The sequence below is a fragment of the Nocardioides sp. NPDC047086 genome, assembly GCF_040643685.1.
In the GTDB taxonomy this organism is placed as follows: Bacteria; Actinomycetota; Actinomycetes; order Propionibacteriales; family Nocardioidaceae; genus Nocardioides.
In genome coordinates this window covers 57,490-83,466 of record NZ_JBEYUV010000029.1, presented here as the reverse complement: position 1 = coordinate 83,466, position 25,977 = coordinate 57,490, and the positions used below count along the sequence as shown (strand labels likewise).

At 69.2% G+C, this 25,977-nt stretch carries 28 protein-coding genes; 3 read left to right on the top strand and 25 right to left on the bottom strand.

The genetic code is table 11. The features are described from left to right. Positions 1-115: 115 nt before the first annotated feature. The 13 genes from metK to ABZ796_RS19990 all read right to left on the bottom strand — a co-directional run bounded on the left by metK (position 116) and on the right by ABZ796_RS19990 (position 13,349). Positions 116-1,315, bottom strand: a complete 1,200-nt coding sequence (gene metK / locus ABZ796_RS20050; protein WP_160022986.1) for a methionine adenosyltransferase — start codon at positions 1,313-1,315, stop codon at positions 116-118. 126 nt (positions 1,316-1,441) lie between these two features. Continuing rightward, a complete protein-coding gene (gene coaBC / locus ABZ796_RS20045) occupies positions 1,442-2,653 on the bottom strand; it encodes a bifunctional phosphopantothenoylcysteine decarboxylase/phosphopantothenate--cysteine ligase CoaBC (protein WP_357339217.1) in 1,212 nt (403 codons plus the stop codon). 70 nt (positions 2,654-2,723) lie between these two features. Continuing rightward, positions 2,724-3,050, bottom strand: coding sequence for a DNA-directed RNA polymerase subunit omega (gene rpoZ, locus ABZ796_RS20040; protein ID WP_091041322.1), 327 nt, complete (start codon positions 3,048-3,050; stop codon positions 2,724-2,726). Between the two features lie 7 nt (positions 3,051-3,057). Continuing rightward, a complete protein-coding gene (gene gmk / locus ABZ796_RS20035) occupies positions 3,058-3,693 on the bottom strand; it encodes a guanylate kinase (protein WP_357339216.1) in 636 nt (211 codons plus the stop codon). Beyond that, positions 3,690-4,010 carry an integration host factor, actinobacterial type gene (mihF, locus tag ABZ796_RS20030; protein WP_168381123.1) on the bottom strand — a complete coding sequence of 107 codons (321 nt, stop codon included), beginning with the start codon at positions 4,008-4,010 and terminating at the stop codon, positions 3,690-3,692. The genes gmk and mihF overlap by 4 nt, the downstream gene beginning before the upstream one ends. 164 nt (positions 4,011-4,174) lie before the next feature. Beyond that, a complete protein-coding gene (locus ABZ796_RS20025; protein WP_357339214.1) occupies positions 4,175-4,624 on the bottom strand; it encodes a hypothetical protein in 450 nt (149 codons plus the stop codon). Between the two features lie 127 nt (positions 4,625-4,751). Then, the gene (gene pyrF, locus ABZ796_RS20020) at positions 4,752-5,579 is read right to left on the bottom strand and encodes an orotidine-5'-phosphate decarboxylase (RefSeq protein WP_357339212.1); all 828 of its coding nucleotides are present in this window, start codon (positions 5,577-5,579) and stop codon (positions 4,752-4,754) included. Continuing rightward, positions 5,576-6,616, bottom strand: coding sequence for a quinone-dependent dihydroorotate dehydrogenase (locus tag ABZ796_RS20015; RefSeq protein ID WP_357339210.1), 1,041 nt, complete (start codon positions 6,614-6,616; stop codon positions 5,576-5,578). Before ABZ796_RS20015 ends, pyrF begins: the two co-directional genes overlap by 4 nt. Before the next feature lie 79 nt (positions 6,617-6,695). Next, on the bottom strand, positions 6,696-10,031 hold the full coding sequence (carB, locus tag ABZ796_RS20010) for a carbamoyl-phosphate synthase large subunit (protein WP_357339208.1): 3,336 nt from the start codon (positions 10,029-10,031) through the stop codon (positions 6,696-6,698). A 3-nt stretch (positions 10,032-10,034) separates the two neighbouring features. Continuing rightward, on the bottom strand, positions 10,035-11,171 hold the full coding sequence (carA, locus tag ABZ796_RS20005) for a glutamine-hydrolyzing carbamoyl-phosphate synthase small subunit (protein ID WP_357339206.1): 1,137 nt from the start codon (positions 11,169-11,171) through the stop codon (positions 10,035-10,037). Positions 11,172-11,327: 156 nt separating this feature from the next. Continuing rightward, a complete protein-coding gene (locus ABZ796_RS20000; protein ID WP_357339204.1) occupies positions 11,328-12,314 on the bottom strand; it encodes an AIM24 family protein in 987 nt (328 codons plus the stop codon). A 148-nt stretch (positions 12,315-12,462) separates the two neighbouring features. Next, positions 12,463-12,699, bottom strand: coding sequence for a hypothetical protein (locus tag ABZ796_RS19995; RefSeq protein ID WP_357339203.1), 237 nt, complete (start codon positions 12,697-12,699; stop codon positions 12,463-12,465). A gap of 62 nt (positions 12,700-12,761) precedes the next feature. Next, positions 12,762-13,349, bottom strand: a complete 588-nt coding sequence (locus ABZ796_RS19990) for an NUDIX domain-containing protein (RefSeq protein ID WP_357339201.1) — start codon at positions 13,347-13,349, stop codon at positions 12,762-12,764. 125 nt (positions 13,350-13,474) lie between these two features. Between ABZ796_RS19990 and ABZ796_RS19985 the strand changes: the two genes are divergently transcribed. Next, entirely contained in the window at positions 13,475-13,666 is a 192-nt protein-coding gene (locus ABZ796_RS19985; protein WP_357339199.1) for a type II toxin-antitoxin system VapB family antitoxin, read from the top strand. Here ABZ796_RS19985 and ABZ796_RS19980 read toward each other — a convergent pair. From ABZ796_RS19980 to ABZ796_RS19925, 12 genes are all read right to left on the bottom strand, one after another. Continuing rightward, on the bottom strand, positions 13,650-14,084 hold the full coding sequence (locus ABZ796_RS19980; protein WP_357339197.1) for a hypothetical protein: 435 nt from the start codon (positions 14,082-14,084) through the stop codon (positions 13,650-13,652). The genes ABZ796_RS19985 and ABZ796_RS19980 overlap by 17 nt on opposite strands. Positions 14,085-14,194: 110 nt before the next feature. Further along, positions 14,195-15,817, bottom strand: a complete 1,623-nt coding sequence (locus tag ABZ796_RS19975) for an ATP-binding cassette domain-containing protein (RefSeq protein ID WP_357339195.1) — start codon at positions 15,815-15,817, stop codon at positions 14,195-14,197. Between the two features lie 141 nt (positions 15,818-15,958). Next, positions 15,959-16,309 (bottom strand): DUF2200 domain-containing protein, encoded by a 351-nt coding sequence (locus tag ABZ796_RS19970; protein ID WP_357339193.1) that lies wholly within the window; start codon positions 16,307-16,309, stop codon positions 15,959-15,961. 10 nt (positions 16,310-16,319) lie between these two features. After that, positions 16,320-16,961: a class I SAM-dependent methyltransferase gene (locus ABZ796_RS19965; protein WP_357339191.1), complete on the bottom strand. Its 642-nt coding sequence runs from the start codon at positions 16,959-16,961 to the stop codon at positions 16,320-16,322. Positions 16,962-17,159: 198 nt separating this feature from the next. After that, on the bottom strand, positions 17,160-18,449 hold the full coding sequence (locus tag ABZ796_RS19960; protein ID WP_357339189.1) for a dihydroorotase: 1,290 nt from the start codon (positions 18,447-18,449) through the stop codon (positions 17,160-17,162). Beyond that, on the bottom strand, positions 18,446-19,387 hold the full coding sequence (locus ABZ796_RS19955) for an aspartate carbamoyltransferase catalytic subunit (protein ID WP_357339187.1): 942 nt from the start codon (positions 19,385-19,387) through the stop codon (positions 18,446-18,448). The genes ABZ796_RS19960 and ABZ796_RS19955 overlap by 4 nt, the downstream gene beginning before the upstream one ends. Beyond that, on the bottom strand, positions 19,384-19,959 hold the full coding sequence (gene pyrR / locus ABZ796_RS19950) for a bifunctional pyr operon transcriptional regulator/uracil phosphoribosyltransferase PyrR (RefSeq protein ID WP_357339185.1): 576 nt from the start codon (positions 19,957-19,959) through the stop codon (positions 19,384-19,386). The genes ABZ796_RS19955 and pyrR overlap by 4 nt, the downstream gene beginning before the upstream one ends. 62 nt (positions 19,960-20,021) lie before the next feature. Then, positions 20,022-21,032 carry an NADPH:quinone reductase gene (locus tag ABZ796_RS19945; protein WP_357339183.1) on the bottom strand — a complete coding sequence of 337 codons (1,011 nt, stop codon included), beginning with the start codon at positions 21,030-21,032 and terminating at the stop codon, positions 20,022-20,024. Positions 21,033-21,056: 24 nt separating this feature from the next. Next, the gene (locus ABZ796_RS19940) at positions 21,057-22,238 is read right to left on the bottom strand and encodes a hypothetical protein (RefSeq protein ID WP_357339181.1); all 1,182 of its coding nucleotides are present in this window, start codon (positions 22,236-22,238) and stop codon (positions 21,057-21,059) included. Positions 22,239-22,412: 174 nt separating this feature from the next. Beyond that, positions 22,413-22,826, bottom strand: a complete 414-nt coding sequence (gene nusB / locus ABZ796_RS19935; protein WP_357339179.1) for a transcription antitermination factor NusB — start codon at positions 22,824-22,826, stop codon at positions 22,413-22,415. 3 nt (positions 22,827-22,829) lie between these two features. Further along, the gene (gene efp, locus ABZ796_RS19930) at positions 22,830-23,396 is read right to left on the bottom strand and encodes an elongation factor P (protein ID WP_091041298.1); all 567 of its coding nucleotides are present in this window, start codon (positions 23,394-23,396) and stop codon (positions 22,830-22,832) included. A 153-nt stretch (positions 23,397-23,549) separates the two neighbouring features. Further along, positions 23,550-24,005, bottom strand: coding sequence for a type II 3-dehydroquinate dehydratase (locus ABZ796_RS19925; RefSeq protein WP_357339177.1), 456 nt, complete (start codon positions 24,003-24,005; stop codon positions 23,550-23,552). 71 nt (positions 24,006-24,076) lie between these two features. Here ABZ796_RS19925 and ABZ796_RS19920 point away from each other — a divergent pair, with 71 nt between their 5' ends. Beyond that, positions 24,077-24,682, top strand: coding sequence for a TetR/AcrR family transcriptional regulator (locus ABZ796_RS19920; RefSeq protein WP_357339175.1), 606 nt, complete (start codon positions 24,077-24,079; stop codon positions 24,680-24,682). A gap of 35 nt (positions 24,683-24,717) precedes the next feature. Continuing rightward, positions 24,718-25,875, top strand: a complete 1,158-nt coding sequence (locus ABZ796_RS19915; RefSeq protein WP_357339173.1) for an acyl-CoA dehydrogenase family protein — start codon at positions 24,718-24,720, stop codon at positions 25,873-25,875. Positions 25,876-25,977: the final 102 nt, after the last annotated feature.

Below are 25,977 nucleotides of genomic sequence, written 5' to 3'. Positions count from 1 at the left end.
CTATCTCTATAGTTTCCGCGGTGTTTGGTGTTCTGAGGTGTGATCTTCCGTCCTGACCACAACCCGCGCCGAGTCGGCGCGTTTTAACGCGCCGACTCGGCATGAAGGGGGCTGCTCAGGCGCCGGCGGCAGCCTTGAGCGCGTCCGCGCGGTCGGTGCGCTCCCAGGTGAACTCGGGGAGCTCGCGGCCGAAGTGACCGTAGGCAGCGGTCTTGGCGTAGATCGGGCGGAGCAGGTCGAGGTCGCGAAGGATCGCGGCCGGGCGGAGGTCGAAGACCTCCAGGACGGCCTTCTGGATGTTGGCCTCGGGCACGGTGTGGGTGCCGAAGGTCTCCACGAAGACGCCGACGGGCTGGGCCTTGCCGATGGCGTAGGCCACCTGGACCTCGGCGCGACGGGCCAGGCCCGCGGCGACGATGTTCTTCGCCACCCAGCGCATGGCGTACGCAGCCGACCGGTCGACCTTCGAGGGGTCCTTGCCCGAGAAGGCGCCGCCGCCGTGGCGGGCCATGCCGCCGTAGGTGTCGACGATGATCTTGCGGCCGGTCAGGCCGGCGTCGCCCATCGGGCCACCGACGACGAAGCGGCCGGTCGGGTTGATGTGGAGCTTGTAGCCGTCGAAGGGAACCGACGACTTGAACTGCTCGAGCACCGGCTCGATGACGTACTTCTTGATGTCGGCGTGCAGCTGCTCCTGGGTGGTCTCCTCGGAGTGCTGGGTCGAGAGGACGACGGTGTCCACGCGGACGGCGCGGCCCTCGTCGTCGTACTCGATGGTGACCTGGGTCTTGCCGTCGGGACGCAGGTAGTCCAGCGTGCCGTCCTTGCGGACCGCGGTCAGCTTCTCGGCCAGCGTCTGCGCCATCTTGATGGGCAGCGGGAACAGCTCGGGCGTGTCGTCGCAGGCGTAGCCGAACATCAGGCCCTGGTCGCCGGCACCCTGCAGGTCGAGCTCGTCGACCGAGCTCTCCAGGCGGTGCTCCTCGGCGGTGTCGACGCCCTGGGCGATGTCCTGGCTCTGGGCGCCGATGGCGACCTGGACACCGCAGGAGTGACCGTCGAAGCCCTTGAGGGAGGAGTCGTAGCCGATGTCGAGGATCTTCTGGCGCACGAGCTGGGCGACCGGCGCGTAGGCGTCGGTGGTCACCTCGCCGGCCACGACGACCAGACCGGTGGTGAGCAGGGTCTCGACGGCAACCCGGCTCTTGGGGTCGTGCTCGAGCAGGTAGTCGAGCACGGTGTCGCTGATCTGGTCGGCGATCTTGTCCGGGTGCCCCTCGGTCACCGACTCCGACGTGAAGAGACGTCCGGTCACGTGTAGCTCCGTTTCACAGGTTCTTGGGTGTTCAGGTGGATAAACGTCAATCGTTCTGGTCGACAAACATAGACCTCGAACCCCAGGACCGCAGGCGTGGTCCTCATCGTGGCGCGTGGCGTGTCGTCAGTTCGTGCGTTGTTCATCCAAGCGTAAGGAGATCTGGTCCCAGATCACCTCTGCAAGAGCGGATTTCGCCCCTTCGGCCACGTCGACGTGGCCTCCGTCGGCGCCCAGGATGACCGCCTTGTTGACCTCGCTGCCGAAGACCGCGCCCCCGCTGACGTCGTTGACGACGAGCAGGTCGCACCCCTTCCGCTTCAGCTTGGCCGTGGCGAGCTCGAGCACCGAGCCGGTCTCGTCGCCCGTCTCGGCCGCGAATCCCACGATGACCTGACCTGGCTTGGTCCGGTGGTGGGAGATCTCGGCCAGGATGTCGGGGTTCTGCATCAGCTCGATCGTCGGCGCCGACCCGTCGGCGGCCTTCTTGATCTTGGCCTCGCTCACCCCGGTCGGCCGGAAGTCGGCAGGGGCGGCGGCCATGACGACCGCGTCCGCGCCGCTGGCCGCGGAGACCACCGCGTCGCGCAGCTCGGCGGTCGTGCCGACACGTACGACCTTGAGGCCGGCCGGGTCGGGCAGGGTCACGTTGGCGGCGACCAGGGTCACCTCGGCACCGCGGGCGGCCGCGGCACGGGCGATGGCATAGCCCTGGAGTCCGGAGGAGCGGTTGCCGAGGTAGCGGACCGGGTCCAGATACTCCCGGGTGCCGCCGGCCGAGACGACGACATGACGACCCACGAGGTCGGCACGCCCACCATGGGTGAGGACGGCACGGGAGAGCTCGAAGATCTCGGCGGGCTCGGGCAGGCGGCCCTTGCCGGTGTCCTTGCCGGTGAGCCGGCCCTCGGCGGGCTCGATGACGATGTTGCCGCGCTCGCGCAGGGTGGCCACGTTGGCCTGCGTCGCCGGATGCTCCCACATCTCGGTGTGCATCGCCGGGGCGAACACGACCGGGCAGCGCGCGGTGAGCAGTACGTTGCTGAGCAGATCGTCCGCGAGCCCGTGGGCCGCGCGGGCGAGCGTGTTGGCGGTCGCGGGCGCGACCACGACGAGGTCGGCCTGCTGTCCGATGCGTACGTGCGGGACCTCGGTGATGTTCTCGAAGACGCCGGTGGCGATCTCCTTGCCCGACAGCGCCGCCCAGGTGGGCGCGCCGACGAACTCGAGGGCGGCGGCCGTGGGGACCACGGTCACGTCATGGCCGGACTCGGTGAACCGGCGTAGCAGCTCGGCCGCCTTGTAGGCGGCGATGCCGCCGGCGACCCCTAAGACCACGCGCGGCCGCTCCCCCTCGAGGGGAGCGGCCGAAGTGGTGCTGTTGGTGGACAGCGGAGGACCTGGACGATCAGGCGTCGGCGGCAGGCGCCTCGGCAGCGGCAGCCTGAGCCGCAGCCTGGGCGGCCAGCTCGGCCGGGTCGATGTCCTCGCAGGTCAGCAGGTCCTCGTTGATCTCGCGCAGCGCGATCGAGAGGGGCTTCTCCTGAACGTGGGTGTCGACCAGGGGGCCGACGTACTCGAGGAGGCCTTCGCCGAGCTGGGAGTAGTAGGCGTTGATCTGGCGAGCCCGCTGGGCGCTGTAGAGAACCAGCTTGTACTTGCTGTCGGTCTTCGTCAGCAGGTCGTCGATCGAGGGGTTGGTCACGCCCTGGGCGTCGATCTGAGGGGCAGCCACGTGAGCCTCACTTGTCGGCTTGGTCGGATTTCTTGCTCGGAAGCCCGAGCGTCATCAAGGTTACCAACTCATCGGCTGCCTGATGAACTTCGTGGTTCACGATCGTGACGTCGAACTCCTTCTCCGCCGCCAGCTCGACCCGCGCAGTCTCCAGGCGGCGCTCCCGCTCGGCCTCGGTCTCGGTGCCTCGGCCGACCAGCCGGCGGACGAGCTCTTCCCAGCTCGGCGGGGCGAGGAAGACGAAGATGGCCTCGGGCATGGTCTCGCGCACGAGCCGGGCGCCCTGCAGGTCGATCTCGAGCATCGCCGGGCGTCCCTCGGCCAGCGCCTTGTCGACGGGACCACGAGGGGTGCCGTAGCGCGCCATGTTGTGGACGGTCGCCCACTCCAGCAGCTCGCCACCGGCGATCATCGCGTCGAACTCCTCATCGGAGACGAACAGGTAGTGCACCCCGTGGACCTCGCCCGGGCGAGGCTTACGGGTCGTCGCCGAGACGGACAAGAAGACCTCGGGGTGGTCGTCGCGCACCGCCGCTGCGACGGTGCCCTTGCCGACCGCGGTCGGACCGGCCAGGACGACCAGTCGCTTCTCGTGGCCCTCGCCGGCGCCGGCCGGGGTCTTCTCGTCCGCCATCAGGCTCATCGGCGAGCGAACTCCTCGACCAGCGCGGCCACCTGCTTGGGGCCGAGGCCCTGCACACGGCGGCTCATCGCGATGCCGAGACGCTCCATCATCTGGGTTGCCCGCACCTCACCGAGGCCGGGGTGGGAGGTCAGCAGGTCGATGACCTTCATCTTGCCGACGACCTCGTTCTTCTTCCCTTCCTCGATGACCTCGAGGACGGACATGCCGCCAGTGCGGACCTTGTTCTTGACAGCAGCCCTCTCCTGGCGCGAGGCCGCGGCTTTGACGAGCGCGGCAGCGCGCTGTTCAGGGGTGATGTCCGGAGGCAGAGCCACGAAGACTCCCTTTCACGATCAAATGTGTAGTCGACAGGGCAACCGGGTCGCGCGGTACAGGGATCGTGCCCCCCGGCTGAGCGCTGAAAGTAAGCGCTCGCGCCAATCTAGCCATTACGTTGCCGGGGCGGCAATCGGGGTCGCCTAACTGGTGTCCAATCGGTTCACAGGGTCAAAGATGTGTGACACACGTCCCGGGCCTGCTGCTGCACGCGTACGGACGCCTCCTGCGTCTTCGTGCTGCTCACCTTCGTGGCCGCGTCGGCGATCTTCTTCGCCTCGGCGTCGCTGACGCCCTCGGGCGGCTCACCGTTCTCGAAGTCGTCGGCCGAGACGCCGGCGCCCTCGAGCGCCGCGCTGAGCCCCGAGATCGCCCCGGTGAGCGTCTTCCAGTCCTTCGCGATGTCGTCGGGCGCGTTGCGCTCGAGGTCCTCGAAGACCGGCAGGGCGGCGATCAGCCCGCCGGTGCCGCCCTCCCCCAGGGTGTTCGTGAGCTCCTCCTGGTGACCCTCGAGCGACTGGCAGTAGTCGTCGATCGGATCGCCGCACGAGCTCAGGCTGGTGGCGAGGATCGGCAGGACGAGGAGCTGGGCGGCCATCCGGAGACTGGTCATCTGGTCAGTCTCTCAGGAACGGGGGGTGGGCGGTTGGTCTAGGTATGCAGACGAACCGTCGCTTCCCAAGCGGAACTCCGCACGGGAAGCGACGGTTCGTCTGCGTACCTTGACGAGCCGGCGGCGGTCAGCCGAGCTCGTCGCGCAGCCGCAGCGCCTCGTCGCGCAGCGCGGCCACGTCCGGGCCCTTGCGCAGCAGTCCGCGGCTGGTGCTGGCGACCACGTGGGCGTTGGCGGGGCCGAAGATCCGGGCGAGGTCGCCCGGGGTGCCGCCCTGCTCACCGAAGCCCGGCGCCAGGATGGGGCCGTTGAACCCGAAGTCGTACGCCACCCCGGCACCGTCCGCGCCGTCGATCGTCGCACCGACGACGGCGCCGAACGAGCCCAGCGGGGTCTCGGCGTCGTTCAGCCGGCGCAGGTGGTCGAGCATGACCCGGCCGACGCTGCGGCCGTCCTCGACTGTCGCGTGCTGCACCTCGGGGCCCTCCTTGTTGGAGGTCAGCGCGAGCACGAACAGCCCGGCGTCGAACTTCGTGGCCGTCTCGACGAACGGCATGAGCGAGCCGAACCCGAGGTAGGGGCTCACCGTCACCGCGTCGGAACCGAGCGGGCTGGCGGGATCGAGGTAGGCGTCGGCGTACGCCTGGCTGGTGGAGCCGATGTCGCCGCGCTTGATGTCGAGGAGCACCAGCGCCCCGGCGGCCTTCGACTCGGCGATGACCCGCTCCAACACCGCGATGCCACGCGAGCCGAAACGCTCGTAGAAGGCGCTCTGCGGCTTGACGACGGGGACATGGGGGGCCAGCGCCTCGACCGCGGTCAGGGCGAACCTCTCCAGGCCGGCGACGGCGTCCTCGAGCCCCCAGTCGAGGAGAAGCGAGGCGTGCGGGTCGATCCCGGCGCAGAGCCTCCCCCGCTCGGCCAGGGCGGCGGCGTAGCGAGCACCGAAGCTCACGGGCGCACTCCGTTCGCGATCCGACGAGCGTAGAGCGGGCCCTCGTAGATGAAGCCGGTGTAGCCCTGGAGCAGGTCGGCACCCGCGGCGAGGCGCTCACGGGCGTCTGCAGGCGTGGTGATGCCACCGACGCCGATGAGCGTCATCTCGGCGCTGACCCGGCTGCGGAGCAGCCGCAGGACGTCGAGCGCGCGGGACTTCAGCGGGGCGCCGGAGAGGCCGCCGGCACCGGCCGCGGTGATCTCGGCGGGTGCCGAGGCGAGGTGCTCGCGGCCGATGGTGGTGTTGGTCGCGATGATCCCGTCCAGGCCGATCGCGCTGGCCAGGTCGGCGACCTCGACGACGTCGGAGTCGGCCAGGTCGGGGGCGATCTTGACCAGCAGCGGAACCCGGTGCTTGGTGACCTGGTCGGCGATGGAGCGAACATGCTCCAGCAGCGGCTGCAGCTTCTCCACCGACTGCAGGCTGCGCAGACCGGGCGTGTTGGGCGAGGAGACGTTGACCACCAGGTAGTCGGCGTAGGGGGCGAGCAGCCGCGCCGACTTGGCGTAGTCGGCCTCGACGGCTGCCTGGTCGTCCTCCGGGACGAGCTTCGTCTTGCCGATGTTGATGCCGAGGATCGGTCCGCCGGCAGCCGTGCCACGGCGCTCCAGGCGGCTCGCCAGCCGGGCGGCGACCGCCTCGGCACCCTCGTTGTTGAAGCCCATCCGGTTGATCACGGCCTTGTCGGCGGGTAGCCGGAACAGGCGCGGCGCGGGGTTGCCCGGCTGCCCCTCCCCGGTGACCGTGCCGATCTCGACGTGACCGAAGCCGAGCCCGCCCAGCGCGTCGATCCCGACCGCGTTCTTGTCGAAGCCAGCGGCCAGGCCGATCACGTTCGGGAAGGTGAGCCCCATCGCGTGCACGGCAGCGCCCGGCGTACGCGTCCTGGACAGTGCCGGCCCGGCGGCCCGGATCGCGGCGAACGCCTGCTGGTGGGCACGCTCCGGATCGGTCTTCGTCAGGACCTTGTCGAACAGCGTCCGGTACGCCCTCATGCCGCCACCTCCGTAGAGGAGGAGCAACGATACGGACGCGGCGGCATCTTGTCCTGATTGTTCGCTCGCTTGCGCTCGCTCACCGTGCCGACACCCCGCCGTCGTGGTGACCGACGACGTCGCGCCACTCCTGCAGGCTGCGTACGTCGATCTCACCGCGCCGCAGCGCCTCGATGCCCTGCACGGCGGCGCCGAGACCCTGGACCGTGGTGATGCAGGCGATGTTGGCCATCACCGCGGCGGTGCGGATCTCGTAGCCGTCCATCCGGGCGGACCTGGCGTTGGAGGTGCCGTTGGGCGTGTTGATGACCAGGTCGACCTCGCCGTCGAGGATCCGCTGCACGGTCGTCTTCTCGCCATCGGGGCCGGTGCCCTCGGAGTGCTTGCGCATCAGCCGCGAGGGCACGCCGTTGCGGCGCAGCACCTCGGCGGTGCCCTCGGTCGCGAAGATCTCGAAGCCGTGGTCGGCGAGCACCTTGATCGGGAAGATCATGGTGCGCTTGTCGCGGTTGGCCATCGAGACGAAGATCCGGCCCTGGGTCGGCAGCGGGCCGAACGCGCCGGCCTGGCTCTTGGCGAAGGCGCGGCCGAAGTCGGAGTCGAGCCCCATGACCTCGCCGGTCGACTTCATCTCCGGACCGAGCACGGTGTCGACCTGCTGGCCCTCCGGCGTACGGAACCGGTTGAACGGCATGACCGCTTCCTTGACCGCGATCGGCTGGTTCGGCGGCAGCGCTCCCCCGTCGCCGGTCACCGGAAGAACCCCGGCCGTACGCAGCTCCGCGATCGACTCGCCGAGCATGACCCGCGCCGCGGCCTTGGCCAGCGGGGTCGCGGTCGCCTTGGAGACGAACGGGACGGTGCGGGAGGCCCGCGGGTTGGCCTCGATGACGTAGAGCACGTCGGAGCCGAGCGCGTATTGGATGTTGAGCAGTCCGCGTACGCCCACACCTTCGGCGATCGCCAGGGTGGCCACGCGGATCCGCTCGACCTCGGCGGCACCGAGGGTGATCGGCGGCAGCGCGCAGGAGGAGTCACCCGAGTGGATCCCGGCCTCCTCGATGTGCTCCATGACGCCGCCCAGGAACAGCTCGGTGCCGTCGTAGAGGGCGTCGACATCGATCTCGACGGCGTCGTCGACGAACTTGTCGACCATCACCGGCTTGTCGGGGGTGACCTCGGTGGCGGCCTCGATGTAGGAGCGCAGCGCGTCGTCGTCGTAGACGATCTGCATGCCGCGGCCACCGAGGACGTAGGAGGGGCGCACCAGGACCGGGTAGCCGATCTCGGCGGCGATCTCGCGGGCCTCGTTGAACGTGGTGGCCATACCGTGCTTCGGCGCGACCAGGCCGGCCTTGTGGAGCACCCGGCCGAAGGCGCCGCGCTCCTCGGCGAGGTGGATGGCCTCGGGGCTGGTGCCCACGATCGGCACCCCGTTGTCCTTGAGCGCCTGCGCGAGCCCGAGCGGGGTCTGGCCGCCGAGCTGGCAGATGACCCCGACCACCGGTCCGGCCTGCTGCTCGGCGTGGACGATCTCGAGCACGTCCTCCAGGGTCAGCGGCTCGAAGTAGAGCCGGTCGGAGGTGTCGTAGTCGGTCGAGACCGTCTCCGGGTTGCAGTTGACCATCACGGTCTCGTAGCCGGCCTCGCTCAGCGCGAGGGAGGCGTGCACGCAGGAGTAGTCGAACTCGATCCCCTGCCCGATCCGGTTGGGACCGGAGCCGAGGATGATGACGGCTTCCTTCTCCCGCGGCGCGACCTCGGTCTCCTCGTCGTAGGAGGAGTAGTGGTAGGGCGTACGCGCCTCGAACTCGGCCGCACAGGTGTCGACCGTCTTGTAGACCGGGCGGATGTTCAGCGCGTGGCGTACGCCTCGGACCACGTCCGCGGTCATGCCGCGCATCTTGCCGAGCTGGTAGTCGGAGAAGCCGTGGCGCTTCGCGTAGCGGAGCACGTCGGCGGTCAGCTCGGGCGCCGCGATGATCTCCTGGGCGATCTCGTTGATCAGGAAGAGCTGGTCGACGAACCAGGGGTCGATCTTGGTGCTCTCGAAGATCTCCTCCGGCGTCGCACCGGAACGGATCGCGTCCATGACCCGCTTGAGCCGGCCGTCGGTGGGGACCTTGATCTCCTCCAGCAGCGCGGGCTTGTCGAGCTCGACGATCTCCTGGGTCCAGTCGAAGACCGCCTCGGGCTTCTCCAGGGACCGCAGCGCCTTCTGGAGCGCCTCGGTGAAGTTGCGGCCGATCGCCATCGCCTCGCCCACGCTCTTCATGTGGGTGGTCAGGGTCGTGTCGGCACCCGGGAACTTCTCGAAGGCGAAGCGCGGGACCTTGACGACGACGTAGTCGAGGGTCGGCTCGAAGCTCGCCGCGGTCGAGCCGTTCGGCCCGGCGGTGATGTCGTTCTCGATCTCGTCGAGGGTGTAGCCGATGGCGACCTTCGCGGCGATCTTGGCGATCGGGTAGCCGGTCGCCTTTGAAGCCAGGGCACTCGAGCGGGAGACGCGAGGGTTCATCTCGATGACGATGATGCGGCCGTCGGCCGGGTTGACGGCGTACTGGATGTTGCAGCCGCCGGTGTCCACGCCGACGGCGCGGATGATGCCGATCGCCAGGTCGCGCAGCTTCTGGTACTCGCGGTCGGTCAGGGTCATCGCCGGGGCGACGGTGATCGAGTCGCCGGTGTGCACGCCCATCGGGTCGAGGTTCTCGATCGAGCAGACGATGACCGAGTTGTCCTTGCGGTCACGCATGACCTCGAGCTCGTACTCCTTCCAGCCGAGGATCGACTCCTCCAGGAGCACCTCGGTGGTGGGGCTGGCCGCGAGGCCGGCGCCGCCCAGACGCCGCAGCTCGGTCTCGTCGTACGCGAAGCCCGAGCCGGATCCGCCCATGGTGAAGGAGGGCCGGATGACGACCGGGTAGCCGAGCTCCTCGGCACCGGCGAGCAGGTCGTCCATCGAGTGGCAGATGACGGACTTCGCGCTCTCGCCGCCGAGCTCGGCGACGATCTGCTTGAACTGCTCGCGGTTCTCGCCGCGCTGGATGGCGTCGATGCTCGCGCCGATCAGCTCGACGTCGTACTTCTCCAGGATCCCGCGCTCGTCCAGCGCGACCGCGCAGTTGAGCGCGGTCTGGCCGCCGAGGGTGGCCAGGAGCGCGTCGGGGCGCTCCTTGGCGATGACCTTCTCGACGAACTCCGGGGTGATCGGCTCGACGTAGGTCGCGTCGGCGAACTCCGGGTCGGTCATGATCGTGGCCGGGTTGGAGTTGACCAGGACGACCCGGATCCCCTCCTCGCGCAGCACGCGACAGGCCTGGGTGCCGGAGTAGTCGAACTCGCAGGCCTGGCCGATGACGATCGGGCCGGAGCCGATCACGAGCACGGACTTGATGTCCTCGCGCTTGGGCATCGCTCAGACCTCCTTCGCCATGAGAGAGATGAACCGGTCGAAGAGGTAGGCGGCATCGTGCGGGCCGGCCGCTGCCTCCGGGTGGTACTGGACGGAGAAGCCCTTGAGCTTCCCGGTCTCGGCGTCCTTGAGCTCGAGGCCCTCGACGCAGTCGTCGTTGAGGTTGACGTGGGACACGGTCGCGATGCCGTAGTCGGTCCTCGTCTCCTCGCCGATCGGGGCGTCCACGGCGAAGCCGTGGTTGTGGGCGGTCACCTCCACCTTGCGGGTGGTGAGGTCCATGACCGGCTGGTTGATCCCACGGTGGCCGTACTTGAGCTTGTACGTCCCGAACCCCAGCGCGCGGCCGAAGAGCTGGTTGCCGAAGCAGATGCCGAAGTAGGGGATGTTCTCGCCGAGCGCCTGCTTCAGGAGCTCGACCTGACCAGTCGTCGCCGCCGGGTCACCGGGGCCGTTGGAGTAGAAGAGCCCGTCGGGGTTCGTCGCGAGGACGTCCTCGAGCGTCACGGTCGCCGGGAGCACGTGCACCTCGATGCCGCGCTCGGCCATCCGCTCCGGGGTCATCTCCTTGATCCCGAGGTCGAGGGCCGCGACGGTGAACCGCTTCGCGCCCTTCGCGGGGACGACGTACGCCTTCTGGGTGCTGACCGCGTCGGAGAGGTTCGCACCGCTCATCTCGGCGGAGGCGAGCACCTTCTCCAGCAGGGCCTCGGGGTCGGTCTCGATCGTCGAGATCCCGACGCGCATGGCGCCGCGCTCGCGCAGGTGGCGGGTCAGGGCGCGGGTGTCGATGCCGCTGATGCCGACCACGGACTGCTCACGCAGGTCGTCATCGAGGGTGCGCTGGGCGCGCCAGTTCGAGGAGACCCGGGCGGGGTCTCGTACGACGTATCCGGCAACCCAGATGCGACGAGACTCGGGGTCCTCGTCGTTCACGCCGGTGTTGCCGACGTGCGGTGTCGTCATCACGACCACCTGCTGGTGGTAGCTCGGGTCGGTCAGCGTCTCCTGGTAGCCCGTCATACCGGTGGAGAAGACCGCCTCGCCGAAGGTCTCACCCTCGGCACCGAACGACTCCCCGCGGAACGATCGACCATCCTCGAGTACGAGGAGTGCTTCTTTGTGGGCATGCAGCGGCACGCCGTACCTCCTTCTCCGCCTCACGGGACGGTGCTTAAAGGATGTCGGTCAACTTGCTGGTGACAGTATCAAGCAGACGCCGGTTGACTGCAGTTGGCATCCGCCGCGTACGCCAGCACTGTGACGTACGCGGCATTCGGCCGGCTGCGACCGGGCTCAGCTGTGCGAGTGGGGCGGGACGACCCCGCCCTCGGACGGCTGGACGATGACGAAGCCCGCGCCGTGGAAGGCGACCTGGAACGCCTCGCCGCTGCCACGGCCGATGAGCGCGCCGGCGGTGAACGACTTCTGCAGGCTGGTCTGCAGGCCGAGCGACCAGCCGACGACGGCGTTGGTGTCGGCGAAGGTCGGTGCCTCGCCGGCGTTGAGGACCACCGGGTCGCCCTCGGTGGTGACCGCGATCCAGCCGGTGCCGCGCAGGGTCGTGTTGAAGAGGCCACCGGTGAGCATGCCGGCGCCCTGGACCCGCTCGATGTTCCACTGCAGGCTGCTGGAGAACGCGAGCACGTGGTCGCCGTTGATCGAGATGCCGGAGTTGTTCAGCTGGAGGATGTGGACCTCTTTGGCCGAGTCGGCCAGGAAGACGTCGCCCTGACCCTCGACGCCCATCAGGCTCAGGCCCTCACCGGTCACGGCCTTCTTGAGGAACTTCCCCACGCCACCGCCCTGGTACTTGAACTGCACATTGCCCTGGTAGGCCACCATCGACCCCTGGCGCGCCTGGAACGGCTCCCCCACGCGTACGCGCAGGAGCCTCTTGTTCTGCAGCACCGCACCCTGGCCCTCGATCTCGGCGAAGCGGCCGTCGATCAGGTCACCCGAGATCCCGGCGAACGGGTCACCCGTGGGCTGCTGGGCCTGGGCGGCCCGATGCCCGTAGTCGGCCGACGCGGCCTGCTGCCCGTACTGAGCCGCGGCAGCCTGGGCAGGCTGCGCCTGCGCGCTCTCGCCGTACGCGGCCTGTGCTGCCTGCGCCGACCCGACCTGCGTCGGCGCCTCCTGCTCCACAGTGGCTTGAGGCGGCGTCAGGGGCGCCGTCGACTGCTGCCCGCCCGTGGACACGTGCTCGGTCCACTGGCTCCCGTCGTAGTATCGAAGCTCGGCCTGTCCGGTCGGGTCCGGGTACCACGCTGCGTCCGTCATCTCTAACCCTTGCGTTCACGGACCCACATCGGTCCTTCTCGCCTCCATCCTGGCATGTGCTCGATACGCGACTCACCGGTGTTCCACACGCTCGCCCTATTCTGTGACCGTGGCGACCACGTACGGAGCGGCTGACGCCCACTACCCGTCATCCGGTGGGGGGCATGCCGCCCTGGTGGTGAGCGACGACCCCGGGTTCGGCGCGATCCTCGAGCAACGGACGGCATGGCTCGACGAGGTCGCCGACTACGTCCCAGGCAGGTTCTACGAGCGGGAGCTGCCTCTGCTGAAGGCGCTCGTGGGTGAAGCCGACCCGCTCGACGTACTCATCGTGGACGGCTACGTCGATCTTGACCCGGCAGGACGGCCCGGCCTGGGGTGGCATGTCTGGGACGCGGGGCTCGCGCCGGCGGTCATCGGGAGCGCGAGAGCGGACCTACATGGGGCTCAGGCTCCTAGTGTCTTGAGCTTGTCGAGCATCCGAACCATGTGCGGGTCGAAGGCCCTGGGATCGGCCGCTCGGATCTCGGCCGGCGTCCACCACCGCACGCGGGCGTACTCCCGTACGTCGGGCACCAGTGGCTCACGATGGTCGTGGGCGAGGACGAACCACAGGCTGACGTCGGTGTGCACGTCGGGGCGGTCGAGGCGGGTGTTCGTGATCGTGACCAGGAGCGGCCTCGGGCCGAGGGCCGGGTGGAAACGTGCCTCGACGCCGAGCTCCTCGACGCACTCGCGGCGAACGGTCTCAGCGGGGTTCTCCCCGGGCTCGACATGACCCCCTGACGGCAGCCAGAGACCCGACTTGCGGTGGTCGCCCAGCAGGATGTGACCGCTCACCGGGTCGACGAGCAGGAAGTAGGAGACCAGATGCTTGGCCGGCTCGGTCGGAGTGGTGCTGCGCCGGAACACGTCGTTGGTCACGCACATCCATGCCGACGCGTCGGCGATGTGGCCGCTCTCCACGGCGTCCATCGGTTCGATCGAGTCCACCATGATCGTGATGTCGGTCAGCAGCCGATCCTCCGGGCTCATGGTCGTGAACCATAGAGGCCGGGTGAGTGCGACACGGTGTGACGGTTCTCGCAGGTCATTGCACTGCAGCGTCGTGCACCGCTAGCGTTTCGATGTTTCATCCAGATTTCGTGCGGGGGTACGCAATGACCGAGACGTCGATCAGCATCGACGAAGAGCTGTTGGCCGAGGCGAGAAAAATCGCCGGCACGACGACCAACCAGGCTGCTATCGACCACGCACTGCGTGACCTGGTCGAGCGGGAGACCGCCGCGGCGGCGTTCGACAGCATCGTGGAGCGCGAGCTCGGCGACACGAAGGTCACGCTGGAGTTCTGAGCTCACCGAGTGCATCCAGCGGAACCGGCCAGAAGTCCTGGTCGGTCGCGAGATGGATGACATCGACCGGCACGCCGGCCATGGCGCACGCTCCGTAGAGCCCGGCGGCGTTCTTCCGGTCCGATCGGTTCGGTTGGTCACCGCCCGGTCTGCACAGCAGGAACGCGACCCGGTCGAAACCCATGTCCTCGATCAGGTCGTGCAGCATGGTGGCGACGTTGGCAGCGCCGTCATCGCCGATCTCCACCGGCATCTTCTCGATCTGGCACAGCTGCGGGAACGGGACCCCGTCGGCCCCGATGAGCATGAACCACAGCCGTGGCTCGGGCCAGCCGAGCGGGTTGATCAGATGTCGCCAGGCGGCCTCGACGTCGGCCTGGGTGCGGAGGACTGGAGCGTACGGAATCTTGTCGGTCATGGGTCAACGGCACCATGGTCCGTCGAGGAGAACAACGACGATCTCGGCGCCTGTGGATAACTCTGCTCATCCACAGGGTTTCGCCGGCAAGTGGCCCGCCGGCGAGGGCGTCAAGGCGCCAGCCGGTGCTCCGGGCCCGACCAGCGCCGCCGCAGCCAGCGGTCGTGGGACGCGACGACGATGGTGCCCGGCGTGGCTCCGATCGCCTCCTCCAGCTCGCCTGCCAGGGTGAGCGAGATGTGGTTGGTGGGCTCGTCGAGAAGCAGCAGGTCAGGGCCGGTGGCGATGGCGATCGCCAGGTCGAGCCGGCGACGCTGGCCGACGCTCAGCGCGCCGACGGGCCGGTTCAGGTCGCGCGGGTGGACCAGACCCAGGTCACGTAACGGCACCTGGGCCGCCAGCATCTCCCCGACCGACTCCAGGTAGACGTCGGCCACTCTGCGGCGCAGATCCCCGAACTGAGGGTCCTGGGTGAGCTCCTCGACATGCCGGGCGCTGACCTGGATCTCCCCCGAGGTCGGTTTCACCCGCCCGGAGATCGCCCCGAGCAGCGTGGACTTGCCACTGCCGTTGGGACCGGTGATCAGCAGGTGCTCCCCCGCCATGATGTCGAGGACCGGCAGGCTGACCCGCTCCTCGACCACCAGGTCGCGTACGACGACCATCCGCCCGCTCGCGCCGGCGGTCGAGAGCGTGGCATCGAGGCGCAGCGGCGGCGGTGGCTTGCGTACCTGTGTCTCCTCCGCTTCCTCCAGCCGCCGGTTGGCGTCCTTCTTACGGCGCGCGACGGCGCGCTCGACGTTGCTGCCCTTGAACTTGTAGATGAACTTGTCGTTGTCGGTCGGGCCGCGGTTGTGGGCGATCGCGTCGTTGCCGATCTTGGTCGCGGTACGCAGACGCTTGAGCTCGTCCTGCTGCTCGGCGTAGGTCTGCTCCCACCGCTCCCGAGCGGCCCGCCGCGCCTCCTCGTAGTCGCTCCAGCCACCACCGAAGAGCCGGCCGCCGGCACCGTCGGTGCCGAAGGCGGACGGGTCCAGGTCGAAGAGCCCGGTCGCGACCTCGTCGAGGAAGACCCTGTCATGGGAGGCCATCAGGACGACACCGGGGAGGTCGCGCAGGAACTCACCCAGCACCGCCACCGCCTCGTCGTCGAGGTGGTTGGTCGGCTCGTCGAGCAGCAGCGCGTCGGGACGCCGGGTGATCGCGGTCGCCAGCGCCAGCCTGGTCCGCTGCCCGCCGGAGAGCGTGCTGATCGGGCGTTCCCGGTCCAGGCCGCTGAGACCGAGACGCTCGGCGGCCAGGATGGCCCGCCGGTCGGCGTCCCACGCGTCGTGGGCCACCGCGAAGTCGAGCGCGCTCGCGTACGTCTCGGTGACCTCGGGGTCGTCGAGCCGGTCGGCGAGCGTCTCGACCGTGGCGACGGCCTCACGGAGCGGGCGCAGGGTGGTGGCGAGGACGTCCTCGATGCTCGCGGCATCGCGGAACGGCGGCTCCTGCGGCAGCCAGACGAGGTCGTCCGGTGCCTCGAGCGTGCCGGTGCGTTGGGCGGTGCGCGGCAGCTGTTGTGCGATAGCGCGGAGCAGTGTGGACTTGCCTGCGCCGTTCTCCCCCACGAGCGCGATCCGCTCTCCTGGGGAGACGGTGAGGTCGATCCCGGCGAGGACGGAGCCGCTGCGGAAGGAGACGGAGAGGTCGCGGACGAGGATCGGTCCGGAGACGATGGAAGATGACATGCGAGCGCTGGCCTTCGGGTTCGAGGACGACCCGCCGGGCAGATGCCTCGGGCGCGGGTCGGAGGTCAGCGCGAGATCTTCATGATGAGAAGAGCGTACGCGGCCGACGGCTACGCCGTCCAACCGATTAACCGAACACGACTACGCGCGCAGGATCTTCTCCATGGCCTTGCCCTTGGCCAGCTCGTCGACGAGCTTGTCGAGATAGCGCACCTGTCGCATCACCGGGTCCTCGATCTCCTGGACGCGCACGCCACAGACGACACCGGTGATCAGCTCCGAGCTGGGGTTGAGATCGGCGGCCGCGAAGAACTCCTCGAAGCTCGTCCCCGACTCGATGTGCTTGGCGATCGCGTCGTCGTCGAACCCGGTCAGCCAGGTGATCACCTGGTGCAGCTCGGCCGTGGTGCGGCCCTTCTTCTCCACCTTGGTCACGTAGTGCGGGTAGACGGAGCCGAAGGGCATCTTGTAGACGCGCTCGAGGTTATCCACGCTCCCGAGCCTAACCCGGCCGCTCCGCGACGAGCTGGTACATCCCGGCGATGCGCACGAACGGCTCCCGGTCGCACAGCTCTCGCTCGAGCTCCAGGAGACGCTCGAAGTAGGCAGGGTCACCCTTGGGGACGTCGTCGGTGAGCAGGTCGTTGGCGACTCTCGTGCCGAAGCGTCCGGTGAGCCGCAGACCCGCGGCGGCCAGCTCGGCCTCGAGGTCGGCCATCGGGACCTTGCGTACGTCATGGTCGAAGGTCACGGTCCGCTTCGTGTCCGCACGCAGCTCGGTGAGCGCCGCCTCGGGACCGCCCGTGACCAGCCGGCACAGCACCAGGTCCCACTCGCCCTCGGGCAGGTCGTCGACGCCGCCGACGAGCGTCGTCACCGACGCGCCCGCCTCCGCCGCCCGCCGCTTCGCCTCCGCCAACCAGGACTCGGAGGGGTCGAGGATCGTGACGTCGTGCCCGGACAGCGCCAGCGGCAGCGCGTCCATCCCGTCGCCACCGCCGACGTCGAGGATCCGCAGACCGTCCCCCAGCTCCGCGCACTGGCGCCGGAGAATCTCCTCGACCACCGCGTAGCGGATCCGCCCCCACGGGGTCGCGGTGTAGGCGCGCCACTGCGCCAGCTTGTCGGAGAAGACGTCGGTCATGGCGGTGGAGCCTAGTCGCACCCCTCGCCGAGCCGGCTTGAATCCTGCGCCCGGGCGTGGACGCATGCGGATGTTCACCGAGGTAACTCGGCCAGCAGCCACTTCCTTCGTGGAGTACCACGAAGGAAGTCAGCCCCCACCGAGTTACCTCGGTGAACATCCACCAACTCACCGAGTTACCTCGGTGAGCATCCAGGGCTACCCGCCGTAGGTCTGCTCGCCCCGCAGGAAGGTCGCCGTGACACGGCCGGTGAGCTTGCGGTCGTGCCAGGGGTTGTTGCGGGAGAGCGAGAGCGAGCGGTCACGGTCCACGACGTAGGTCGCAGCCGGGTCGACCAGGGCCAGGTTGGCCGGCTCGCCGACCGCGATCGGGCGGCCGTGACCCTCGAGACCGGCGATCCGGGCCGGGGTGGTGGACATGACCCGGGCGAGGCCGGCCCAGTCAAGGAGCCCCGAGGAGACCATGACGGTCGAGACGACCGAGAGCGCCTCTTCGAGTCCCAGCATCCCGAAGGCGGCGTCGACGAAGGCATGCTCCTTGTCCTGGCGCGCGTGCGGCGCGTGGTCGGTGGCGACCGCGTCGATGGTGCCGTCGGCCAACGCGGCACGCAGCGCCTCGACGTCCTCGGCGGGGCGCAGCGGCGGGTTGACCTTGAAGGTCGGGTCGTAGCCGGCGAGCAGGTCGGTGGTCAGCAGCAGGTGGTGCGGGGTGACCTCCGCGGTGACCGCCCAGCTGCCGTCCTTCTCCGCCTGGGCCTTCGCCCAGCGCAGCACCTCCACGGTGCCGGCGGTGGAGGCGTGGGCGACGTGGACGCGCGAGCCGGTATGACGGGCGAGCATCACGTCACGAGCGACGATGACCTCCTCCGCGACTCCGGGCCAGCCGGGCAGACCGAGCCGGCCGGAGAGCTCACCCTCGTGACAGCAGGCCGACCCGTAGGGGGCGAGCGAGGGGTCCTGGGAGTGCTGGGAGATCACGCCGCCGAAGGCCTTGACGTACTCCAGCGCCCGCCGCATCACCCGCGGGTCCGAGACACAGCGGCCGTCGTCGGAGAAGACCGTGACCCCGGCGCGCGACCGGTTCATCAACGCGAGCTCGGCCAGCTCCTCGCCGGCCAGGCCCTTGGTCACCGCACCCACGGGGAACACGTCGGCCAGCCCGGCTTCGCGGCCGAGCTCCCACACCGAGACAGCAGCCTCGGCGGTGTCGGTGACGGGTGAGGTGTTGGCCATCGCCAGGACGGCGGTGTAGCCCCCGGCAGCAGCGGCCGCCGCACCGGAGGCGACCGTCTCGGCATCCTCACGGCCCGGCTGACGCAGGTGGGTGTGCAGGTCGACCAGGCCCGGCAGCAGCACGAGCCCCGAAGCGTCGACGACCTCGTCCGCGGAGGCGGAGGGCGCGCCGATCTCCCGGATCATTCCCCCATCGACGTACACGTCGGTCGGCTCGGCCCCGAGGACGGAGGCTCCCTTGATCAACAGGCTCATGCGGACTCCTCGCCGGCAAGCAGGTGGTAGAGGACGGACATCCGGATCGCGACCCCGGCCGAGACCTGGTCGAGGATCCGTGAGGAGGCGGCGTCAGCGGCCTCGGGAGAGATCTCCAGGCCGCGGTTCATCGGCCCGGGGTGCAGGATCGGCGCGCCCTCGCGCAGCATTGCGAGCCGCTGACGGGTGAGCCCGTAGCCGACGGTGTACTCCCTCGAGGTCGGGAAGTAGCCACCGCTCATCCGCTCCCGCTGGACACGAAGCATCATCACCGCGTCGACCTCCGGCAGCACCTCGTCCAGCGAGTAGGACGTGGCGAAGCCGTCGGCCTTGGCCCACTCGGCGATGCCCGAGGGCATCAGCGTGGGCGGCGCGACCGCAACGACCGAGGCGCCGAGCTTGCTCAGCGACTTCACGTTGGACCGGAACACCCGCGAGTGGGTCAGGTCACCGACGATGGCGATCCGCTTGCCGTCCAGCGAGCCGGGTCCGCCGAGCTGGCGCTGGAGCGTGTAGCCGTCGAGCAGTGCCTGGGTCGGGTGCTCGTGCATCCCGTCGCCGGCGTTGATCACGGGGATGTCGAGCCAGCCCGCGACCTGATGGGCCGCTCCGGAGGCCGCGTGCCGCATGACCAGGCCGTCGACTCCCATCGCGGTCACGGTCAGCACGGTGTCGCGCAGCGACTCGCCCTTCGAGGTCGAGGACCCCTTCGCCGACAGGTTGATCACGTCGGCCGAGAGCCACTTGCCCGCGATCTCGAAGGAGGACCGGGTGCGTGTGGAGTCCTCGAAGAAGAGGTTGATCACCGTACGCCCACGCAGCGCCGGGAGCTTCTTGACCTCGCGCTTCTGGACGTCGTGCATCTCGGCGGCGGTCGCGAAGAGCCGCTGGATCTCCTCGGCACTCACGTCGTCGATGGACAGCAGATGGCGAGTCATGCGGGCACCCCTTCGAGCTCGACGATGCGTACCTCGTCGATGCCGTCGGTCTCCTCCAGGCGCAGCCCGACCCGCTCGGAGCGGGCCGTCGGGAGGTTCTTGCCGACGTGGTCGGCCCGGATCGGCAGCTGCCGGTGGCCGCGGTCGACGAGAACGGCCAGTCGTACGACGGCGGGGCGGCCGTAGTCGGCCAGGGCGTCGAGCGCGGCGCGGACGGTGCGGCCCGAGAAGAGCACGTCATCGACCAGCACCACGGTCTTGCCGTCGATGCCGCCGGGCGGGATCTCGGTGTGGTGCGGAGCGCGGGTGGGATGGGTGCGCAGGTCATCGCGGTACATCGTCACGTCGAGCGCGCCGTGGGCCACCGGGTGGCCCTCGGCAGCCTCGATCCGCGCGGCGATCCGCTTGGCCAGCGGCACTCCGCGGGTGTGCAGACCCAGCAGCACCAGGTCCTCTGCATCGCGGTTGCGCTCCAGGATCTCGTGGGAGATCCTGGTCAGCGCCCGGGAGATGTCACGGGCATCGAGCACGACACGACCATCGGTCGAGGGCTCACGGTCAACATCAGACAAGGTTGTGGTCTCCTTCTCCGCCTCACGGGACGGCTCGTTAAAGGATCGGCCCAACCCTAACCTCACTCCAGGTCGATCAGTACTTTCCCGACGGCACCGGCCTCGACCGCGTCGTGCGCGGCGGCAGTCTCCTCGAGCCGATAGTGGTGAAGGGGTACGCCGGCCTCCTGGCCCACGCGCAGCGCCCCCGCCGCCACAGCGGCGGTGACGTCCTCGGCCGCGGCCCGGATCTGCGTCTCCTCGACGCCGTAGAGCTGGATGAACTGGTAGCGCAGATTGAGCGAGAAGGTCGCGCGCAGCGGCATGGTGAGCTCGTCGCCGCCGTTGTTGGCGTAGATCGCGATCGTGCCTCGATTGGCGATGACCGCGCGGTCCAGGTCGTTGTTGACCGCAGGGGCGACCTCGACGATCTGGTCGACGCCGTCGGGCGCGATCTTCCGGATGGCCGCGGCCGGGTCGCCCTCGCGATAGTTGACGATGTGGTGCGCGCCGGCCGCCTTCGCCAGCCCCGCCTTCTCCGCGGAGCTGACCGTGGTGATCACCTTCGCCCCCGCCCACACGGCGAGCTGGATCGCGGCGTTGCCGACCGCGCCGGCACCGCCCTGGACCAGGATCGTGAGGCCGTCGAACGACCCCGGAGCGATCCGCTCCACCTTCCCCGAGGTGAGTGCGCGGTGGGCGGTCATCGCCGGGACCCCGAGCGAGGCGCCGAGGTCGTAGGAGGCGCCCACGGGCAGCTCGACGGCCTTGTGGGCCGGGACGGTGACGTACTCCGCCGCGGTGCCCCACGCCTGCCCGTGCTGGGTCATGAAGAGCCAGACCGGCTGGCCGACGACATGGGTGCGGACGCCCGCGCCGATCGCCTCGACCACGCCCGCGCCGTCCTGGCCCGGGGTCGCCTCAGGAGTCGAGAGGGTCGCGCTCAGACCGGCGCGTACCTTCCAGTCGGTGGGGTTGACCCCCGCCCGCACCAACCTGACCAGGACCTCGCCCGGGCCGGGCTTCGGCACCGGGCGCTCGGTCAGGCGCATCGTGGAGGAGGGACCGTTCTCGGAGTAGACGACTGCACGCATGCCCACGACGCTACCGCTCGGTCGCTACAACGCGTGCGCCATCCCGGCGCAGGCCTTGAGCCACGACATCCTGGTGTCCTCCGAGAGCTGGGAGTACTGCACCGTCGACCCCGCGACGAGCACCGGGTCGAACGGGACCCGGTAGACCCCGCGGGTGCGCTGCTGGTAGACCTCGGTCAGATCGCGAGCCAGGTTGGTGTCGACCTTCGGGGACGGGTCGGAGAGCACCGTGATCGTCTTCAACTTGAGGTCGGCATAGCCCGACTCCTGAAGCGCGTCGAGCATCCACAGGCCGCTGTAGCCGGTGTCCTCGCGCACCGTCGAGGTGACCACGAGCAGGTCGGCGGTGTCTGCGGCGGCCAGCCAGTTCTCGGCGCGCATGTTGTTGCCGGTGTCGACCAGGATCACCTTGTAGAAGCGCTCCAGCAGCTGGTGCACCTGCCCGAAGTCGTCCGCATGGATCTGGCCGGTGACGTCGGGGCGCTCGTCGGAGGCGAGCACGTCGAAGTGGGCGTCGCCCTGGGAGCGTACGAAGGCACCGAGGTCACCGATGCGGGACTGGTGGACGTTGTTGAACGCGGCCAGGTTGTCGAGCAGCTCGCGGGTGGTGTTGCGGTGGGTGCTCCGCATGCCGCGGATACCGAGGGTGCCGCGGGTCTCGTTGTTGTCCCAGGCCACGATTCCGCCGCCGCGCACGGTGCCGAAGGTGTAGCCCGCCGCGAGTACGCCGGTGGTCTTGGCCGCGCCGCCCTTGGGGTTGATGAAGACGATCGTGCGCGGTCCGTCGAAGTCGCGCTGGATCATCGCCCGGTCCTGCTCGTAGGCGACCTCGGCCTGCCCCATCTTCGGGCTGATCAGCCCGCCGGACATCTTGCGGATCGCGCCTCGCCAGCCCCACGTCGCGGGGCCGAATCCGGCCGACTCCGCGCGCCGGTCGAGGAAGTCGGTCGCGCTGGGGACCTCCTGCCCGTGGATGCTCGGGGGTGGCGGCGTCACCGCCACCGGAGCGGGCGGGGCGGGCGTTGTGGTGACCTGCGGATTGGTGATGCGGGTCGCCTCCTGACTCGGGTCCGGACGGGGCTGGGTGGGCGGCGTCGGCGGCCGGCCCGCCGTGTTCGGCGGGGGCGGCGTCACCCAGTGCGAGGGGGTGCCGGCCGGCCGGGTGCGCGAGTCCGGCTCGTCGTAGGGGTTGTTCTCCTGCGTCATGCGCTCTCCGAATACGGGTGCTGGTTTACGGCCTCCATCACAGCCTTGGGTCCAAACATACGGTCCCGACCGAAGCAATCGTCGATAACCGGAAAACACACGCGTCGTGCCGCACCCCGAAATGACACCACGCCTGCCCGGAACGATCCCGGACAGGCGTACGTCTCATGCCGATCAGGCCTTGGCGAGGTCCTTCGCGACCGCGGCGAGCACGCCGTTGACGAAGGACGGCGAGTCGTCGGTCGAGAGCTCGGTCACCAAGGCGGTGGCCTCGCTGATCGCGACCTCGGCGGCGACATCGCCGTCGATGAGCTCCCAGACGCCGAGGCGGAGCACGTTGCGGTCCACCGCGGGCATCCGGGCCAGCGACCAGTCCTTGGCGAAGGCGGCGATCAGGGCGTCGATGCGCTCGGACTCGGCGACGACGCCACGGACGAGCTTGACCGTGAACGGGTTGTTGGGCACCTCACCCTCACGGATCTGCTGGTCGAGCAGATCACCGGCGGAGAGTCCACGGGCCTCGGCGGCGAAGAGCAGGTCGAGCGCGCGTTTACGGGCCTTGGTGCGGGCGGTGGCGACGTGAGCCACAGGTCAGCCCTTGACGCGGGAGAGGTAGGAACCGCCCTCGCGGGTGTCGACCTTGATCTTCTCGCCCTGCTCGATGAAGAGCGGCACCTGGATCTCGGCGCCGGTCTCCAGGGTGGCGGGCTTGGTGCGGCCGGTGGCCGAGTCACCCATGACCCCGGGCTCGGTGTAGGAGATGACGAGCTCGACCGAGGGCGGGAGCTCGACGAAGAGCACGCGGCCCTCGTTGGTGGCCAGGATGACCTCCTGGTTCTCCAGGAGGAAGCCGGCGCTGTCGCCGATGATCTCCGGGTCGACCTCGACCTGGTCGAAGTCCGCGACGTCCATGAAGACGAAGTTGCTGCCGTCGTTGTAGAGGTACTGGAACGAGCGGCGGTCGACCGTGGCGGTCTCGACCTTGGTGCCGGCGTTGAAGGTCTTGTCGACGTTCTTTCCCGACTCGACGTTCTTCAGCTTGGTGCGGACGAAGGCCGGACCCTTGCCGGGCTTCACGTGCTGGAACTCGACCACCTGCCAGAGCTGGCCCTCGATCTTCAGCACCATGCCGTTCTTGAGGTCGTTCGTCGTCGCCATAACCGTTCGTCAGCCTTCGTCTCTGTCGTCCTGCAGCGATGCAGGCCTGGTTGTCAATGTTCGCGGGGCCCGAGGGCCACGGGGAATCCTAGTCAACCAGACGTACGCCGACCCAATCCGTCACGCGCCGATGGCCCACTCGCCGAGGCTCGTTCACCCGTCGCCGAGCTTCGAGGCGATCACCTCGAGCGCCTCGTGGTAGCCGTCGATGCCCTTGCCCGCCACGACCGCGGTGGCATGAGGGGTGATGACGCTGGTGTGCCGGAAGACCTCGGGCCGCTCGAGCGGCTCGGAGATGTGCACCTCGACCAGCGGAGCGGTCAGCTGCGCGCAGGCGTCGTAGATGGCGTAGGAGTAGTGGGTCCAGGCGGCGGCGTTGAGCACGACCGGGATGTCCTTGTCGGCCGCGGCGTTGAGCCAGTCGACCATGTCGCCCTCATGGTTGGTCTGACGTACGTCCACGGCGAAGCCGAGCCCATGGCCCCAGTCGACGCACATCGCGGCGAGCTCGTCGTGGGTGGTGTGCCCGTAGATCTCGGGCTGACGCTTCCCCAGACGTCCGAGGTTGGGGCCGTTGAGGACCAGCACTTGCTTCAAACCGTTGCTCACGAGCAACATCCTTGCACGGTTTCAGCAGGCCGAATCTAAGCGCTCACTTACCTTTGTGTCAGACTGATCACATGAGCGAGGTACGGACCAGCACCCAGGCGCGCGGCGACCGCAGCCGTGCCCGTCTGCTCGACGCGGCGGTCCAGGCCTTCTCCGCCAAGGGGTTCCACGGCACCAGCACCCGTGACATCGCCACGGCGGCCGGGCTGAGCCCGGCCGCGGTCTATGTCCACCACCGCTCCAAGGAGGAGCTCCTGCACGCGATCGCGGTGCGTGGTCACGAGGTGATCCTCGAGGCGGTCACCGAGGCGACCCGCGTCGACGCCACGCCCGCCGAGCGGGTCGCCGCGGCCGTACGCACCTATGTCCTCTTCCACGCCCGCTCCCACACGACGGCCCGGGTCATCAACTACGAGCTCGCCGCGCTGACCGAGGAGCACTTCCGCGAGATCGCCGGGCTGCGCCGCGCCATCGACACCGTCATGCGCGAGGTCGTCGAGGAAGGCGTACGCAGCGGCGACTTCGACACCCCCGACCCCGCCAAGGCCGCCACCGCCCTGCTCTCGCTCGGCATCGACCTGGCCCGCTGGTACCGCGACGACGGCTCCTGGACACCCGAGGCCCTCGCCGACTTCTACGCCGACCTCGCCCTGCGCGTGGTCGGCGCCCGCCCCTGACCCCTACGAGAAGCACCCGAGGAGATAGCACCGTCATGCGCCGCACCATCTACACCGAGGACCACCAGTCCTTCCGCGAGACCATCCGCTCGTTCATCGAGAAGGAGGTCACCCCCGTCTACGACGAGTGGTACGAGGCCGGGATCGTCCCCCACGACTTCTACCTCAAGCTCGGTGAGCTCGGCGTGTGGGGCATCCAGGTGCCCGAGGAGTACGGCGGCGCCGGGATCGAGTCGTTCAAGTACTCCGCCGTCATCACCGAGGAGCTCGCCCGCGCCGGGGTCTCCTTCGGCGGCTCGAGCACCCACGTCGGCCTCTGCCTGCCCTACCTGCTCAAGCTCGGCACCAAGGAGCAGATGGAGCGTTGGATGCCCGGTTTCGTCTCCGGCGAGGAGATGTGGGCGATCGCGATGACCGAGCCGGGCACCGGCTCGGACCTGGCCGGGATGACCACCAACGCCAAGCTCACCGAGGACGGCAAGCACTACGTCCTCAACGGCGCCAAGACGTTCATCACCGGTGGCGTCAACGCCGACCGGGTGATCGTCTGCGCCCGCACCGCGCCCGCCACCCCCGACGACCGCCGCGGCGGGATCACCCTGCTCGCCGTCGACACCTCGCTGCCGGGCTACGAGGTCGGCCGCAAGCTCGACAAGCTCGGACTGAAGGTCTCCGACACCGCCGAGCTCTCCTTCACCGACGTGCACGTACCGGTCGAGGACGTCCTCGGCGAGGTCGGCAAGGGCTTCTCCTACCTCGGCCAGAACCTCCCGGTCGAGCGTCTCGGCATCGCCGTCGGCGCGTACGCCCAGGCCGCCGCCGCCGTCGAGTTCGCCAAGAAGTACGTCGCCGAGCGCAAGGTCTTCGGCACCCCCGTCGCCTCGTTCCAGAACACCAAGTTCGAGCTCGCCGCGTGCAAGGCCGAGGTCGACGCCGCCGAGGCCGTGGTCGACCGTGCCATCGAGGCCGAGGACGCCGGCACCCTGACCGCCGCCGAGGCCGCCTCGGCCAAGCTGTTCTGCACCGAGGTCGCCCACCGCGTCATCGACCGCTGCCTCCAGCTCCACGGCGGCTACGGCTACATGAACGAGTACCCCATCGCCCGCCTCTACGCCGACAACCGCGTCAACCGCATCTACGGCGGCACCTCCGAGGTCATGAAGCTCATCATCGCCAAGGACATGGGTCTGTGAGCTAAGACGTGGGAGTGCTGAGTCCAGGCGGGTGGTCTGGCTGCGCCACGAGCCCGCACGCTGGTTGCCACGGAGCGACCGGAGCGCGGCAACCAGGTCGCC

Coding starts and splice junctions, on each gene's coding strand:
- gmk (WP_357339216.1), bottom strand. CDS start 3,693: ATGAGCCTGATGGCGGACGAGAAGACCCCGGCCGGCGCCGGCGAGGGC.
- ABZ796_RS20025 (WP_357339214.1), bottom strand. CDS start 4,624: ATGACCAGTCTCCGGATGGCCGCCCAGCTCCTCGTCCTGCCGATCCTC.
- ABZ796_RS20015 (WP_357339210.1), bottom strand. CDS start 6,616: ATGAGGGCGTACCGGACGCTGTTCGACAAGGTCCTGACGAAGACCGAT.
- carB (WP_357339208.1), bottom strand. CDS start 10,031: ATGCCCAAGCGCGAGGACATCAAGTCCGTGCTCGTGATCGGCTCCGGC.
- ABZ796_RS20000 (WP_357339204.1), bottom strand. CDS start 12,314: ATGACGGACGCAGCGTGGTACCCGGACCCGACCGGACAGGCCGAGCTT.
- ABZ796_RS19995 (WP_357339203.1), bottom strand. CDS start 12,699: ATGCCACCCCAGGCCGGGCCGTCCTGCCGGGTCAAGATCGACGTAGCC.
- ABZ796_RS19990 (WP_357339201.1), bottom strand. CDS start 13,349: ATGAGCCCGGAGGATCGGCTGCTGACCGACATCACGATCATGGTGGAC.
- ABZ796_RS19985 (WP_357339199.1), top strand. CDS start 13,475: ATGACCGAGACGTCGATCAGCATCGACGAAGAGCTGTTGGCCGAGGCG.
- ABZ796_RS19980 (WP_357339197.1), bottom strand. CDS start 14,084: ATGACCGACAAGATTCCGTACGCTCCAGTCCTCCGCACCCAGGCCGAC.
- ABZ796_RS19975 (WP_357339195.1), bottom strand. CDS start 15,817: ATGTCATCTTCCATCGTCTCCGGACCGATCCTCGTCCGCGACCTCTCC.
- ABZ796_RS19965 (WP_357339191.1), bottom strand. CDS start 16,961: ATGACCGACGTCTTCTCCGACAAGCTGGCGCAGTGGCGCGCCTACACC.
- ABZ796_RS19960 (WP_357339189.1), bottom strand. CDS start 18,449: ATGAGCCTGTTGATCAAGGGAGCCTCCGTCCTCGGGGCCGAGCCGACC.
- ABZ796_RS19955 (WP_357339187.1), bottom strand. CDS start 19,387: ATGACTCGCCATCTGCTGTCCATCGACGACGTGAGTGCCGAGGAGATC.
- ABZ796_RS19945 (WP_357339183.1), bottom strand. CDS start 21,032: ATGCGTGCAGTCGTCTACTCCGAGAACGGTCCCTCCTCCACGATGCGC.
- ABZ796_RS19940 (WP_357339181.1), bottom strand. CDS start 22,238: ATGACGCAGGAGAACAACCCCTACGACGAGCCGGACTCGCGCACCCGG.
- efp (WP_091041298.1), bottom strand. CDS start 23,396: ATGGCGACGACGAACGACCTCAAGAACGGCATGGTGCTGAAGATCGAG.
- ABZ796_RS19920 (WP_357339175.1), top strand. CDS start 24,077: ATGAGCGAGGTACGGACCAGCACCCAGGCGCGCGGCGACCGCAGCCGT.
- ABZ796_RS19915 (WP_357339173.1), top strand. CDS start 24,718: ATGCGCCGCACCATCTACACCGAGGACCACCAGTCCTTCCGCGAGACC.